This window comes from Methylocystis bryophila, from assembly GCF_027925445.1.
In the GTDB taxonomy this organism is placed as follows: Bacteria; Pseudomonadota; Alphaproteobacteria; order Rhizobiales; family Beijerinckiaceae; genus Methylocystis; species Methylocystis bryophila.
On sequence record NZ_AP027149.1, the window covers coordinates 1,806,029 to 1,820,580 of the forward strand.

The 14,552-nt window shown below is 62.5% G+C and carries 12 protein-coding genes; 8 read left to right on the forward strand and 4 right to left on the reverse strand.

The features are described from left to right. Window positions 1–21 precede the first annotated feature (21 nt). Entirely contained in the window at window positions 22–1,296 is a 1,275-nt protein-coding gene (locus tag QMG80_RS08540) for a hypothetical protein (RefSeq protein ID WP_085772435.1), read from the forward strand. A gap of 344 nt (window positions 1,297–1,640) precedes the next feature. Here QMG80_RS08540 and QMG80_RS08545 read toward each other — a convergent pair whose 3' ends face one another. Further along, entirely contained in the window at window positions 1,641–2,186 is a 546-nt protein-coding gene (locus QMG80_RS08545) for a hypothetical protein (protein WP_210190830.1), read from the reverse strand. Window positions 2,187–2,337: 151 nt separating this feature from the next. Between QMG80_RS08545 and ung the strand changes: the two genes are divergently transcribed. Together ung and QMG80_RS08555 are read left to right on the forward strand one after the other, a co-directional pair. Beyond that, window positions 2,338–3,003 carry a uracil-DNA glycosylase gene (ung, locus tag QMG80_RS08550; protein WP_085772437.1) on the forward strand — a complete coding sequence of 222 codons (666 nt, stop codon included), beginning with the start codon at window positions 2,338–2,340 and terminating at the stop codon, window positions 3,001–3,003. A gap of 96 nt (window positions 3,004–3,099) precedes the next feature. Further along, complete coding sequence (locus QMG80_RS08555; RefSeq protein WP_158658813.1) at window positions 3,100–3,651, forward strand: GNAT family N-acetyltransferase; 552 nt, start codon at window positions 3,100–3,102, stop codon at window positions 3,649–3,651. A 145-nt stretch (window positions 3,652–3,796) separates the two neighbouring features. Here QMG80_RS08555 and QMG80_RS08560 read toward each other — a convergent pair whose 3' ends face one another. After that, window positions 3,797–4,831: a radical SAM/SPASM domain-containing protein gene (locus QMG80_RS08560; RefSeq protein ID WP_085772439.1), complete on the reverse strand. Its 1,035-nt coding sequence runs from the start codon at window positions 4,829–4,831 to the stop codon at window positions 3,797–3,799. Window positions 4,832–5,169: 338 nt separating this feature from the next. On the opposite strand from QMG80_RS08560, the gene QMG80_RS08565 reads away from it, so the two are divergent. Together QMG80_RS08565 and QMG80_RS08570 are read left to right on the forward strand one after the other, a co-directional pair. Continuing rightward, window positions 5,170–5,970 carry an outer-membrane lipoprotein carrier protein LolA gene (locus QMG80_RS08565; RefSeq protein WP_245299945.1) on the forward strand — a complete coding sequence of 267 codons (801 nt, stop codon included), beginning with the start codon at window positions 5,170–5,172 and terminating at the stop codon, window positions 5,968–5,970. Window positions 5,971–5,998: 28 nt separating this feature from the next. Beyond that, window positions 5,999–7,912 (forward strand): SulP family inorganic anion transporter, encoded by a 1,914-nt coding sequence (locus QMG80_RS08570; RefSeq protein WP_245299946.1) that lies wholly within the window; start codon window positions 5,999–6,001, stop codon window positions 7,910–7,912. Between the two features lie 18 nt (window positions 7,913–7,930). Here the strand turns inward: QMG80_RS08570 and QMG80_RS08575 are convergent, their stop codons facing one another. Next, the gene (locus QMG80_RS08575) at window positions 7,931–8,392 is read right to left on the reverse strand and encodes a host attachment protein (RefSeq protein WP_085772440.1); all 462 of its coding nucleotides are present in this window, start codon (window positions 8,390–8,392) and stop codon (window positions 7,931–7,933) included. A gap of 394 nt (window positions 8,393–8,786) precedes the next feature. Between QMG80_RS08575 and QMG80_RS08580 the strand changes: the two genes are divergently transcribed. Then, window positions 8,787–9,389 carry a hypothetical protein gene (locus QMG80_RS08580; RefSeq protein ID WP_245299947.1) on the forward strand — a complete coding sequence of 201 codons (603 nt, stop codon included), beginning with the start codon at window positions 8,787–8,789 and terminating at the stop codon, window positions 9,387–9,389. Between the two features lie 127 nt (window positions 9,390–9,516). Here the strand turns inward: QMG80_RS08580 and QMG80_RS08585 are convergent, their stop codons facing one another. After that, window positions 9,517–10,365: a lytic murein transglycosylase gene (locus QMG80_RS08585; RefSeq protein WP_085772442.1), complete on the reverse strand. Its 849-nt coding sequence runs from the start codon at window positions 10,363–10,365 to the stop codon at window positions 9,517–9,519. Window positions 10,366–10,933: 568 nt separating this feature from the next. On the opposite strand from QMG80_RS08585, the gene QMG80_RS08590 reads away from it, so the two are divergent. Both QMG80_RS08590 and QMG80_RS08595 read left to right on the forward strand, forming a co-directional pair. Beyond that, window positions 10,934–13,183 carry an alkaline phosphatase family protein gene (locus QMG80_RS08590; RefSeq protein ID WP_085772443.1) on the forward strand — a complete coding sequence of 750 codons (2,250 nt, stop codon included), beginning with the start codon at window positions 10,934–10,936 and terminating at the stop codon, window positions 13,181–13,183. Between the two features lie 201 nt (window positions 13,184–13,384). Next, window positions 13,385–14,365, forward strand: coding sequence for a type 2 periplasmic-binding domain-containing protein (locus QMG80_RS08595; RefSeq protein WP_085772444.1), 981 nt, complete (start codon window positions 13,385–13,387; stop codon window positions 14,363–14,365). Window positions 14,366–14,552 lie beyond the last annotated feature (187 nt).

Sequence of the window (14,552 nt, forward strand, 5' to 3'; positions counted from 1 at the left end):
CAACGAGAAGAGGACAGCCGAATGAAGGCGCCTTTTGACAAGCAGGAGTTGATGGCGGGCCTGGCGGAGCTCGAGAAGCGTGTGCGAGAGCACAAGCCTCCCCGTCGGCCGGCGGCCTCGCCGAACGACAGTCTGGATATCGACCTTGCGGCGATTGCAGCCGCGGCGAAGTCCAGGAGCGCGTCCAAGCCCGCAGCGGCTTCAAATGAAGCGCTCGTCGTCGAAGACCAATCGGCGACGCTCGACGGGGGTCGCGATGTTGCGGCCCTCAAGGAGCGCGCGTCTCAACCGGCCGCGCGCGACGCCGTGGCGTTGTTGGCGGATTTCCCGCGCGACCACGCCGCGCCGTCGCGATCCGCTAAGGTCGATATCGTCGCCGAGAGGAACTTCCGCGCCTCGCCCTCCGAGAGAGCAAGCGCGCCCAGCGTGGCGGATGCGGCGCGGCGCGGCGGTGAGCCGCAGTCCCTGCCTTCGCGATCGACGAAGGCCAACTCGGATTCGCGCCAGGCTCCTCGAGCTTCTGCGCCCGCCTCAGCGAGCGCGCCTTCGCGCCCCCATCGCTGGATCTATGCGGCGGCGGCGATCCTGATCGTCATCGGCTCGCTTGTCGGAGGCGGCGGCTATCTCGCAGGCGGAAAAGTCCTGGCTGCGCTCCGCTCTCCTTCGGCGCCGCCCAGACTCGCTCCGCCGCCGGAAGAATCGGCCGCGGCCCCTGCGCCTGAAGAGCGCGCGGACGAGGGGTCGACGGCGTCGGCTGCTTCGGAGAAAACCGCAGCCGTTTCGGCTGACGAGGCCGCCCCGGCCGCGCCCGAGCTCCAGTCCCCTGTGAGGGCCACTGAGGCGACGGCGACGCAAGCGATCCAGCCCGCGGAAGCGGTCGCGACGCCTCCTGCCGCAGCCGGCCCGCCGCCACCGGCCGCAAAGGCCGCGGTCCTTGCCGAGCCCCCCGCAGCGGCGACTCCGCCGACGTCTGCGGCGCCGGGCGCCAAGGCCGAAAAGTCGGCGAAGAAGCCGAAGAAGCCCGCAGTCGACAAATCGGAGGATAAATCCGACAGCGCGAAGCACCACGCGAAGGCGAAATCCGCCAAGGTCGCAAAACCGCATCCGGCGCCCGATGCGCCGCCGCCCCAGGTCCCGCCACCCCAGCCGCAGTCCCTGGCCGCTCCGCCGCCGCCCCCGCCGGTTGCGGCGAACCCCGAACCCGGCGTCTTGGCGCGGGCAGGCCAGGCGGTCGGCTCGATCACCGGCACGGTCAAAGGCTGGGTGGGTCTCGATTCTGGCGCGCACGCTCAATAGAGCGTGTCACGGAAAAGCGCTTTACAACAGCCTGTTAGCCCTCATCCTGAGGAGCGCCGCAAGGCGCGTCTCGAAGGATGAGGGTTTCAGTCTCCCCGCGCTCCCACCCTTCGCGACGCCGCTTCGCGGGCTCCTCAGGCTGAGGAGCGGGGGATGCGAAGAAGGGCGCAGAGCGAGCAGATCCTAGATCACGATGCGTTTGAGCGGAATCGCTCAAACGCAGATAACGTCATCGATTCTAAAGTTTTAGAGCGCGATTGGCGCGAAAAGCCGGTTCCCACTTTTTCGCATCGCGCTCTAGACGCTCAAACTTGCTTTCTGCGGCTTCGAGCTCGGCGAAAGCTTTATGCGGCGGTCGACGTCGCCTTACGGTGATGGCTGATATAGAAACCGGCGACCACGAGCAGAGCGACGCTCACCAAGGTCACGAGCAGGCTTGCTCGCTGGAGCAAGGCCAGGAAGGGCACGGCCGCGCCCAGCAACGCGCCGACGAGCGAGATGCGCCAGGCTCCAATCTGCGCGCCGGCCGTGAAGGTTCCAAGCGCCAGCAGCACCATCATCATCAGCGCGGAGGCGTTGGCGTTCATGATGTCGGCGACGTCCTGCACGGAGAGAAGCCGCATGGCCCCAAGCACGGCGCCCCAGTGCAGCGCCTCAATGCGCAAGAGCTTGGTGAGCGCGACCTTGTGCTGCTGGTCGCGCATGCGCGCATAAATGCACACAGCTGCGAAAAAGGGGATGAGCAGTTCCCAGTAGAGCGCCATCTGCTCGAGCGCGAGGCTCGCGAAGGCGACGCCGATCAGGGCCAGAATCAAGATGGCGATATAGGGCCAGTCCTCTTTGAGGAAGGCGCCAAGGCTCGGCGAACTTCCCGCTTCGTCGACCATCATGTCTCTCCTGCCGGAAAGCCGCATCTCCCCCGGAGCTTGGATCGTTAGCTTCGCCGCAAGCTTTACGCCAAATCAGAATGGGGCGCCAGCGCGGGCTGCGCCGCTCGCTTGAGCGCGTGTCCCCAAGCCCTCGAAATGTTATGCCTTGCCCATGAGCAAGCCTGTGCGCATCGACGAAAGCTGGCGACCGCATCTCGAGGCGGAATTCGCCAAGCCCTATTTCTCCGCGCTGCGCGAATTCGTGCGCGAGGAATATGCGGGGCAGCGGGTCTTCCCTCCCGCCGCCAGAATATTTCGGGCCTTTGACGCGTGTCCCTTCGAGAAGGTGAAGGTCGTCATCCTGGGTCAGGACCCTTATCACGGGGCGGGACAGGCCAACGGCCTGTGCTTTTCGGTCGACGCAGGCGTCGCTACGCCGCCGTCTCTGGGGAACATCTTCAAAGAGCTCGAGGCCGATCTCGGGCGCCCGGTCTCGCGTGACGCCGATTTGTCGCGCTGGGCGTCTCAGGGCGTGCTTCTGCTCAACGCAACCCTGACGGTTCGCGAGGGCGCCGCGGGCTCGCATCAGAATCGCGGGTGGGAGGAATTCACCGACGCCGCCGTGCGCGAGCTTAACGAAAAACGCCGCGGGCTCGTCTTCATGCTGTGGGGAAGCTATGCGCGCCGCAAAGGCTCAGGGATTGATCGCAGCCGCCATCTCGTGCTCGAGGCGGGCCATCCGTCGCCGCTTTCAGCGCAACGCTTCTTCGGATGCCGTCATTTCTCCAAAGCCAATGCGTATCTTGCCGCGCAGGGCGTAACCCCGATCGACTGGTGATCTCGCATGTCGGGCGGACGGTCGAGCGACCGGGCTCGACCGGAAGCGGTCATCAGCGCTGGCCTGTCAGGCCAACGCGCAATATCGTCAGGGCACATGGGAACCGTTCTATTTCAACCGTTAGAGACGACCCGCCTCCTTTTGCGCTGCGTGGTTGCCGACGACGCCGCGGCGACGGCCATGATCATGACGCCGGAAGTCAGCCGATGGTTGGCAAATTGGCCTGTTCCTTTCACCCACGAAATGGCGGTTGCGCGTATTGAGGCTGCCCGCGATAGGGCTCGCAGGGGCGATGCTCTGCCGTTCACCGTGACCGACAAAGTCAAAGGCGACCTCATCGGGTGGGTGATGATCTACCGGAGTGAAGAGAATCCTCGGCGCGGCTCTCTTGGCTATTGGGTTGGCGAGAAGCACCACTGCAAGGGCTACATGAGAGAGCTTATGCCGATAGCATTGGCGGCGGGTTTCGACCTGCTCGACCTCGACGCGATCGAAGCCGCGGCGCAACCGGAAAATGCTGCTTCGATTGCGGTCATGAAGGGTTGTGGAATGAAGCCAGCTGGAGAGGGGATGGTCTACGCCCCCGCCCGGGGGCGTCACGAACTTTGCCAATTCTACGAGGTTCAGCGTTCTCCCACCCCGGCTTGAAGGTCCTGTGTCCATCTATTCTGGCCAACGCGTCTGGCCAACGCGATCGAAGCGGACGAACGGCCGTCTCGGGTCAAAAGCGGTCGACCCGCATCCTTTCCCCCCGCTCCTTGGCGCGGAGCCAAAGCACGCTGGGTTTCTGCCACTAGTTCCCGGCGCGTCTGCCGCGCACGAAATTGGTCACCGCCTTGCCGAAGCGCCACCAAGGCGAGGCGTTGATGCGGTCGAGATGATAACGATATTCGGCGATCGTTGCGTCTCTGAGGGCGAGCGGATCCCCACTTGCGGTCCACATTGAGGAAGGACTGAGATCGTAATTGAGAGTTCGATTACAAGATTTGCAAATGCTGCAGCTTGAAAAGCCCGGCGACATATTTGTTTGGCGGAGCTGGTTCATTTCCGATCCAGTAAACAGATCATAATAGTTCTGTTGCAAAAGATTACCAATAACATGTTTCATGCTGTAATCCATGCAGCATAGAAGAACATCTCCGTTCGGCAACACCACGTTTTGATCATAAAATGGGGTATCAGCACAGCTGACCGCCGTCGTGTTGTGTGGTGTTTGTGTATAAATATTTTGAGTTTCCACATTTTTTTCATCGAGGCTGCCGGCTCTTGTGTGCCCATGCCATGGGGGTATTTCTAAGTTTAGATGAGATAAATCTTTGTGTGTGGCTCCCGACCCATCCATTGTCATTATGCTGAATGCATCAAGAATATTTTCTTGCTTGAGTCTTCTAAATTTTAGAAAAACATTCTCCCAAGTTCTGGAGTATTTCCAGCCTGGCATGTTCCCGTTCGCATCTGGCAGGTGTAGGCAGACAGCTACAATCTGCTGGCTATGGATTCGCAGCAATTCAATCACTTGGTCGGCGTCCGGCTCGCTCATGCCGTAAAGCGTGCTGAACACGGCGACTTTATAGCCGCTTGCCAGCGTTTTTCGTAGCATTTCCGTGCAGTCTGGATTAGCCCATGGCTCGGCCATGCCGGAAAAATCAATGCGCACATGCTTGGGCGTCTTCGATAAGATCCGCTCAAAAGTCTCAAGACCCATATACTTTGAGTCTCTGTCGCGTGGCGCGTTCTCTGCTTCATACTTTTTCTTTAGCGCCGGCTGCGGACAGAAGGTGCACATCAAGGGGCACCCGACCATCGTTGTGATCTCTAAAGTGGGCATTGGGATTTGCTACTCCGCTATCGTGTTGCCCCCCGGCAGCCAGAACAGCGATAGGCGCCTCGCGTCGACGACGCCCTGTCCCTCGAGCTGCGGCGATGTCCGCCCGCGCGCTCGCTAGTTCGCGACCCCTTTTAGCGGATTTATAACGAGATTGCTCGCGAATGGAGCTGGACTTCGGACTCTGGCTGTTATCTCCTGGCTTACTCTCGTAATCCCGACAGCGCGAACATGCGAAAAACCGGCGCGCCCCGGAACGGGCGCAATTGGGAACGAGGATATGGTTCCCGCCGCACACGTACGATAATGGCCGACGGATCGGCCCTCTTGGAACGCCTCTCTTGAAGCATCGTAAATTCCTAGCGATCACGCTAACCCTGGGACTGACTGTCGTTACGCCCTGCCAGGCGCAGACGCAGAGTCCCTCGGGCGCCAAGCCGCCAATTCCGCCCGCAGTCTCGACGGCGGCGCCGCCTCCCCCTGCCGCCCCGCCTGCGCAGCCGGCGCCCTCAGCGCAGCAGCCTGCGACAGCCGCGCCGGCGAAGCCGCCGACGCAGGCGAAAGGTCCCGCGAAGCCCGCAGCGCCGGCCGCGCCCGTCGCCAAGCTCGATCGAGCGGAGGCCATCAAGCGCGCCAACGCCTTCTTCAACGCCTCGCCCGTGCTGACGGCCGACTTCGTGCAGCTCGGCGCGGACGGCAAGCGCTCCGAGGGCAAGCTTTACGTGCAACGCGCCGGGCGCGTGCGCTTCGAATATGCCGATCCTGCGACGATGGAGGTCGTCTCGGACGGCTTGCGCGTTGTCGTGCGCGACCGCAAGCTCAAATCCGAGCAGGCCTATTTCATCGAGCAGACGCCGCTGAAGTTCTTCATGAAGGAGAAGTTCGACCTCGAGAAGGACGTGAAGCTCGTCGATGTCTTGATCGAGGATTCGGGCGTCACGGTCGAGATTGAGGACAGCGCGACATTGGGCGGAACGTCGCAGCTCAAGCTGCTCTTCGATCCCAAGACGTTCAAGCTCAAGCAGTGGCAGGTGACGGATCCCCAAGGCTATCAGACGCTGTTGACGCTGTTCAACCTCGACCAGGCGACGACGCCGGATCCTGCCCTCTTCAAGCTCGAGCAGAAGGCGAACGCGAACTGAAATCTCGGATGGGATTCGTCGAAGGGCAATGGCCGAGGAACCTCAATCCCAATGGCGACTGTTTCGGTCCTTTCGGGGGAGGGGAAAAGGCGCGTGGCGCTATGACCTCGTCGCGGGTCTGACGCTCGCCGCGATCGCCGTCCCCGAACAGATGGCGACGGCGCGGCTCGGGGGTTTTCCTGCGCATATCGGATTTTTCGCCTTTATCGCGGGCTCCGTCGCCTTCGCCGTTCTCGGCTCGAACCGCTATCTCTCGTCGGGCGCCGATTCGACGATCACGCCGATCTTCGCGGGAGCGCTCGGCGCCCTCGTCTCCTGGAATTCGGACGCCTACCCACAGCTGGCGGTTCTGCTGGCGCTCTCCGTCGGTCTGCTTTTGACGCTCGCAGGACTGTTTCGCGCGGGCTGGGTGGCCGATCTGCTCTCGATTCCGGTGATGACGGGTTTTCTCGCCGGCATCGCGATCCACATCGCCAATTCGCAGGCGCCTGCGCTTCTGGGCTTGCCCTCCGAACCGGGCGGCGCGCTTGAAAGCCTCGCGGCAGTCTGGAGAAGGATCGGCGCGGCGAACCCCTATGCGCTTGCGATCGGCTTCGCCACGCTTCTCTGCATCTCTCTTTGCGAATGGATCAACCCGCGCATCCCGGGAGCCTTGATCTCGCTCGCGGCTGCCACCTTCGCCGTCGACCGCTTCGATCTCGTCGAAAAAGGCGTCGCGGTGGTCGGAGGGTTCAAGGTCGTCTTGCCGCGCCTCGCGATGGATCCGAAGATTTGGGACGATCTGCCCCGCGTCTTCGGTCTCGCCGTCGTCGTCGCCGTCGTCGTGATGGTGCAGACCGCGGCCGTGTCGCGATCCTTTCCGAACGCGCCCGGCCAATCGCCGGACGTGGACCGCGATTTTCTGGGGCTCGGCGCGGGAAGCTTGCTTGCCGCATTGGTCGGCGCTTTTCCCGTCAATGCAAGTCCGCCGCGCACGGCGATCGTCTTCGAGACGGGCGCTCGAAGCCAAGGGGCCGCGATCGTCGCCTGCTTGGCTGTGCTGGCGACCATCATCTATGGTTCGCCGCTTTTGGAGAAGGCGCCGGAGGCCGCGCTTGCCGGCGTGATGTTCTTCGTGGCCGGCCGCCTCATTCGCCTGCGAGAGATTCGTGCGATCTCCGCAAAGACGCGCGCCGAGCTCCTGTTGGTTGTCGCGACGGCGCTGCTCGTGACGATCCTGCCGGTTCAAACGGGCGTGGCGCTGGCGATCTTGCTCTCGCTCGCCCATGGCGTCTTCACCACGACCCGCACGCGACTGATAGAATATGAGCGGCTTCCCGGCGCCTCGATCTGGTGGCCGCAGAGCGCGGCGTTCAGGCCGAATCTCCTGAACGCAGAAAACGCGATCGATTCCGAAAGTTTAGAGAGCGATTTGTGCGAGAAACCGGTCTCCGCTTTTTCGCATCGCGCTCTAGCGCGCTTCCCGCTCGAACGGAATCGTTCGAGCGATAAGGAATCGCGCCAAATCAAAAGGGTGGAGCATGTCCTGACCGGAAAACCGCTTCGCACTTTTCCGGGACATGCTCTAGCGGGAGAAAAGCTCGAAGGCGTCATCGTCGTCGCCTTTCAGGCGCCGTTGTCCTTCCTCAACGCCTATGGCTTTCGTAGCGACTTGGAGGAGGCGATCGCACGCGATCACGCCGCTCCTGTGCGGCTCGTCATCTTAGAGGTGAGCAGCAACGTCGAGATCGACTACACGGCGGCGCGCATCCTTGACGAGACGATCCGCCGCTGCCGCACGCGAGGCGTCGACTTCGCCATCGCTCGGCTTGAATCGGTGCGGGCTCAGGCGGCGCTCAAGCGCTTCGGCGTGTCCGCTACTCTTGGGGAGGGCCATATCTTCCATAGCGTGGACGAGGCGACGCGAGCGCTCGCGCCCGACGCCGCCGTGCGTCCTGCGTAGAGACCGAATCCGCGGGCTCTACATGCGCGTGAACTCGCGCGACAGGGCCTTCTCGATCTCCGGCAAGGGGTGACGCGTCAGGTCGCGGTCGAGCTCGCCTTTGACCTTGCTGTGAGCCTTGTCGGAGAGTTCCTTGCGGATCTCGCCCAGCACCCGCGGGGGCGCGATGATGATGATCTCCTTCATCTCGCCGCTCTCCGCCGCGGTGTTGATGCGCTGCGCGATGTGACGGGCGAAGTTCTCCTTCTCGAGCTCATGCCAGTCGGTGGGCTCGATCGCGCTGCGGACGCCGCCCCGCGAGGAAAAGAGCCGTCCCGGCGCGTCGGAGCCGAGGTCGCGGGCGGCCGGAATCTCCTCGACCACCGCCTGGAGCACGCGCAGATCGAGAAGATCGGGGTCGCCGTGATTGGCCAGGAATATCGCACGCCGGCCGTCGCCGACCACCACCCACGCGCCGTTGTGCACTACGATGTGGCTCATTGCTGCTTCTTTCCTTTTTTCCGCCTCTTCTTATGAAGTTGGGAAGCGCCGGCAGAGCGGCAAGCGCGACGTGACGCCGCGCCGTTGAGCTTCAGCCCGACTTTTTCCCGCGCATGAGAGCCCCGGCGCGAGCTTGGGCTCGCCCGCCACTTGCCGGCCGAACATTTTAGAGTAACATTTCCTCAGAAGCTCCCCTCGCCGCCCGCGGAACGGTCGAGGCGGCGGCTGCCTAGCAGTGCGACGAGCGCCGCAGAGTTTTCGTTCCGCTCGGTCGTCAGGCAGACTTAGGAGATTGACTATGAGTGAGGACCGAATCCCCAGGGGGGGCTCACAGGACGCTTCAATCACAAGTGTGGTGAATGCCTTGTTTGTCCGTCTCTTGTCCATAGGGCTAATGGTCGCAGCCTGCGCTCTGACGTTTTGCGGTCCCGCCGCCGCTCACGGACGTCTGGGGGCGGCCGAAGGCCGCTGCCGCCTGTTCATCGGCCCCGACATGATGAATTTCACCGGCTATTTGCCGGACGCTTCAAAAGTCGAGTTCTGCGAGGATATTCCAGCCACCGGACATGTGATCGTCGCGCTCGACGACATTCAGGAAGAATTGCGTGACATGAAGGTGGAAATCCGGATCGTGCGCGACGTGGGCGGAGCCGCCAATGAGGAGGAAAACCTCAAGGCGGTGACTGTGGCCTATGTCGAGCCGCGCTATTACCCCACGGGCACGATCAACTTCGAGCACACCTTCTCCGAGCCTGGCTATTACGTCGGCATCGTCACGGCGATCGGAGATCATGGCGAGCGCTGGGTGTCGCGTTTCCCCTTCTCGGTCGACAAGAGCTTCATGCGAACTCTGCCGATCTACCTGCTGCTCGCGGCTGCCGTGGTGGCGGGATTCTTCATCTACCTGCGTCATCGCCACGAATGGGCGCCGAAGAAAGTGTCGGCGCGCCCTCCGAGTGATCCGACGCCGACGCTGCCGCCGGCGCCGGCCGAGTAGGGCGCTCATGCGCGCAGAGCATGTCCCGGAAAAGTGCGAAGCGGTTTTCCGGTCAGGACATGCTCCACCCTTTTGATTTGGCGCGATTCCTTATCGCTCGAAAGATTCCGTTCGAGCGGGAAACGCGCTAGTCCGTCTCGCCCTCGATCGCTTGGGCGAGACGGGCGATCGTCTTGGCGTAGACGCGCGCCTTGTTCCATTCGAGCAGCACGGCGAAATTGGCTTCGCCTTCGCGGAAACCTTCGCCGCGCTTCCAGCCCTTCGACTGCAGGAAATTCGCGGTCGAGGCGAGCGCGTCCGCCGTGTCGCGGATGAGGTCGCGCGTGCCGTCGCCGTTGAAGTCGACCGCATAGAGCAGATAGGACGAGGGCAGGAGCTGCGTTTGGCCGATCTCGCCCGCCCAATCGCCACGCATGTCCTCAGGACGCATGTCGCCGCGCTCGACGATTCTGAGCGCGTCCAAAAGCTCGGCGCGAAACGTCTCCGCGCGCCGACAGTCATAGGCGAGCGTCGCGACCGCGCTGAGGATGGGAAAGCGCCCGGTGTCGGCGCCATAGCCCGTCTCCAGCCCCCAGATCGCGACGATGATCGCGCCGGGAACGCCATATTGCCGCTCGATCTTCGCGAGCAGCGCGGCGTGGCGGCGCATCAGCGCCTTGCCGTGCGAGACGCGTTTCGGCGTCACGAGCCGCGCAGAGAAATCCTCAAAACTCTTCTTGAAGACATGGCCCTGGCCGCGGTCGCGCCCAATGACGCGGGGATCGTAACGCACGTCGCGAAGCGCGCGCTCGACGACGCTGCGCGAAACGCCGTTCGCCGCCGCCTCGTCCTTGAAGGCGGCAAGCCACGCGCCGAAGCCGGACGAATCATTGCCGCAAGGCGCGGCAAGAGCGGGCGCAGCGGAGAGGGCGATGAGGGCCGTCGCGAGAAAGCGTGCGACTCTTAGAAAAGCATTGTGGTAGCGCTGGTCAGCCATGTGTCGAGCAACGATATCCACTCTGTGCTTTCGGATCGATCATTGGATTGAAGGGGCGGAGTGGCGGGCGATTATCGTCTCGCGCATATTTGAGTGAAATTTCGCGCCCTAGGCTCCTGGGACCTGCATGGGTCCGCCCTATCCCCAACTCGCCTTATGTCTCAACTCCGTCTGGGCAGACGTTTCGATCGGCTCGAAGCTCGCGCCAATTCAGTCACGCGTCAACTGATTCGGATGGATCTCTGAAAACCGCTTTTCCCCAGGGAGTTTCGCTATCTCGCAGCAAATTTGCGAAAAGCGGAGATTCCCATGCCAACACTTCGTAGAGCGATGACTTCAGCTCACTCCATTTTCCTGAAGGGGCTCCTGCCTTTGGCGTCGTGAAGGCGGGGCCTGTCGCAAGGGGTCGATCGCCGAGAGAGAAGGGCGCGTCCGACGGCCTTCTCGAGGCGGAAAACTTGCACCGGCGCGCCCGTCGTCAGCTTAAACGTCACAATTTCTTCGCGAGGCTGACAATGGACGCGTTTACCCGCGCTCGTCGGGTTGAAACCTGTCTTGAGGGGCTTTCATGAAACATGCTCTGTTCAGAACCATGTCCGCTGCGGTGGCGTGGATGATCGCCATGCAGCCGCTAGGGGCGCAGATGCTTGGCTACGGTTCGGCGCCAATCTTCTTCAACAACCCGCCCGGCGCAACCTTCCCTCAAAATCAACCCCTCGTGCGCCAGCAGCCGAACCCGACCTCGGACGTCGCGCCTTACGCGTCCCGTTTCCAGAACGATTTGGCCTTCAGCCAGCGCTACCAAGCCTATTATGCTCAGGCGCTGCGCAACAAAGTCAAATATGTCTTCGTCATCTTTAACGAGAACCGCTCTTTCGACCACGAATTCGGCACCTTTCCTGGCGCCAATGGCCTCTATTCGGACGGCGTCAATCCGCGCTCGCCGGCCAACACGCCGGGATTCACGCAGACCTACACTGACAAGCTCTCGGGCGCGACGATCACAGTGCAGCCCTTCCTGATCGGGTCACAGCAGAACGCAAACATCATCGACAGCGTTGATCATTCCCACACCGGTCTCGCGACGAAGCTCGATGTGGGCAGCAACGGCGTCCCGCAGATGAATCAGTTCTCGCTCGACGAATATACCAAAAGGGCCGGCGCGAGTCCGACTTCGACAAGCAACAAGGCGGCCAATCAATTCGCCCATCTCGTCATGGCGCACATCGACTGCAACACAATCCCGTTCTTCTGGTATTACGCCAGCCGATTTACGATCTTCGACAACATCTTCGCGACCGAGGACACGCCCTCGACGCCGAACGCGATCGCCATGATCGCCGGCCAGTCGGGCGAAACGCAGTGGGTCAAGCACCCTTCCAGCGGCTCGGCTGGGCCGACCGACACGTCCGTTGCGAATATCTGCCAGCAGCCAGGCGCGACCCCGAACCCCAGCTCCTTGACCCCGGGCCAGACGGGCACGCTTGCGGGCGTGCCAGTCACCGGCGACCCGCAGCCCTTTTATGGGTCGGAGTTCGACGGCACGACGACCTCGCGTGAGCCCGCGGGCTGCGCCACCCCTGGAAACCCCGCAAAGCCGGCCGAAAGTTACGCCACGAGCAACATCGCGAACGTCTTGACCTTCGCGAGCCTGCCGCTCACCTTCCAGGGCTCGCAAATTCGGGCGGCGATGGCGACGGATCGCAATGCTTCGATCGATCTCGGCGACATCCAGAACGACATCCCGTACATCGCCTCGCTCGGCACGGCGCCAGTCGCTTGGCGCTGGTATCAGGAAGGCTTCGACCATGAGCCGACCGACCCGCCGGGCGAAACGACCAACACCAGTTTCGTGAGCCATCACGACGGGGCGCAGTATTTCGGCTACATCGCCGACAATCCGTCGCTTTCTTCAAACCTGAAGGGCCTTGGCGATTTCTTCAACGACATCGCTAACAACAACTTGCCCCCGCAAGGCGGCGTCATCTACATCCGCGGCGGCTACACCAACATCCAAGGCTTCTCGCCGACGATTCAGAACCCGAACTTCCCGGTGACTGGCGCGCTGGCGGGGACTGCGGCCACCAATCCCAACATCGCCGCGGTCAACACAGCGAAATCTGGCGACGACAATCACCCGAGTTACACGGACGCCTTCATCTCCGAGGCGATGGCGGCGCGGGTGATCAATGCGGTCGCCGGCAATCCGACCCTGTGGAGCCAGAGCGCGATCATCATCACATTCGATGAGTCGGACGGCTTCTACGACCACGTGCCGCCGCAGATTCTGTCCTACGGACCAGACGGCCTGCCGCAGGCGCGTGGCGTGCGCATTCCGCTGATCCTGATCTCGCCCTACGCTCACGCGCATGCGGTTTCCGACGCAATCGGCGATCACAACGCGATCATCGAGACGATCAACGCGATCTTCAACCTGCCGCCGCTCTCAACGCTTCCCGACGAGGCGTCGGCGCTGGCGGCGGGCAATTCGGCGGCCTTCAATCAGTTCGTCCCGGCGGGCGGTTTGCCGGTGACTTCTGGCCAGCAGAAGTATCTCGGACCGCGCGACACACCCTCGGCCTTAATGCAGAGCTTGCTCTCGGGTTTCGACCTGGCGCGTCTCATGGGCAACTCTCCGCCGCTTCCGGCGTCGCTCGCGCTGATCCCGACCTCGATCGCGAATAGCATGCCGCCTTTTAGCGGGGCGGGCTGCTCGGCGATCGGCGTGACGCCCGTCGTGCCGCAAGGTCAAACTACGGACAATCCTCCGCCGGCCGGTTTCAACAACCTGCCCTCGACGCTGCCGCAGTATAACTAGCGCGCTTCCCGCTCGAACGGACTCGTTCGAGCGATAAGGAATCGCGCCAGATCAAAAGGTTAGAGCATGTCCTGGCCGGAAAGCCGCTTCGCACTTTTCCGTGACATGCTCTAACGCGACGCGAGACGCACGATTGGAGGGGCTCGCGCCGCGCGGCGCGAGCCCTTTCTGCGTCATGTTCAGAGAAGGGGACTCCTCGCCGTGCAAAAGCTTCCATTCGTCATCGCAATCGCCTGCGCGCTCTCGAACCTATCGGTATCCCCTTGCGTCGCAGGAGCCTTGCTGGACCGCGTCAAGCAGCGAGGGAGCGTGACCTGCGCCGCGGTCCAGCGCCCCGGTCTCGCGAAGATTACGGGCGGGGAGTGGCGTGGGATGCTTCTCGACTATTGCCGCGCCATCGCGCTCGGAGCCCTCGGCCCAGAGGGGAGGATCGACTTTCGCGAGCTGGAGACGCCGCTTCAATATGACGGAGCTCGCGCCGGCGACGACGACGTGCTGTTTCTGACGGGAACCGAAATCGTCGAGAACGATCTGAGCGGCGCCGTGCTGCCTGGCCCTGTGGTCTATCGACAGGCGCATGCGGCGCTCGTCGAAGAGACGTCGCCTATCCGCAAGCTCGAGGAAATCGCCAATAAGAGCGTCTGCTTCTTGCAAACGACGGCGACGGCGAAGTCGCTCGAGTTCTGGCTTGGACACAATAAGCTCAATATCTTGCGCGTGCCCTTCGAGGAGCCAATCGAATTTTTGGACGCCTATAACGTTCGCCGCTGCGCCGTCGCGGTTGGCGAGGAGACCGAACTGGCCGAGGTCAAGGCCCGGCGCGGCGTGCAAAAATTCTCCAGCCGCATTCTGCCGGAAAAAATCGCGGTTTTTCCAATCTTTGCGGCGACTCCGATCCAGGACGCGCAGTGGTCGGCTCTTGTCGCCTATACGGTGATGGCGCTCCAGGCCGCGGAACGCCCGCAGACCGACTGGTCGAATGGCGGGGCGAAGGCTCTATCGATAAACGGCGCCGCGATCGGGCTCGATAAGAGCTGGCAGACCCGCGTGGTCGACGCCTTCGGCGGCCACGCCGCAATCTATGACCGCAACCTCGGCGAGGGGTCGCCCCTCCGCTTGCCGCGCGGCGTCGACGCGCTCTGGAGCGACGGTGGCTTGGGCGCTCCCGCCTATGCGGAGTAATCGCGAATGTGGCCAAAATGTCACGCTTCCCAAAAATGCGCATGACCGAGCACGGCGAAGATTTTTCTGTCAAGCTATAGTCATGCGACGCGCTTAGCTCAAGCAGGACTCGATGAATGCGTCCCAACTTCGAGTGTTCGTATTCTACGTCGTGGGGAGATCTAGCGCCGTGAAAACCTCTCAGCCT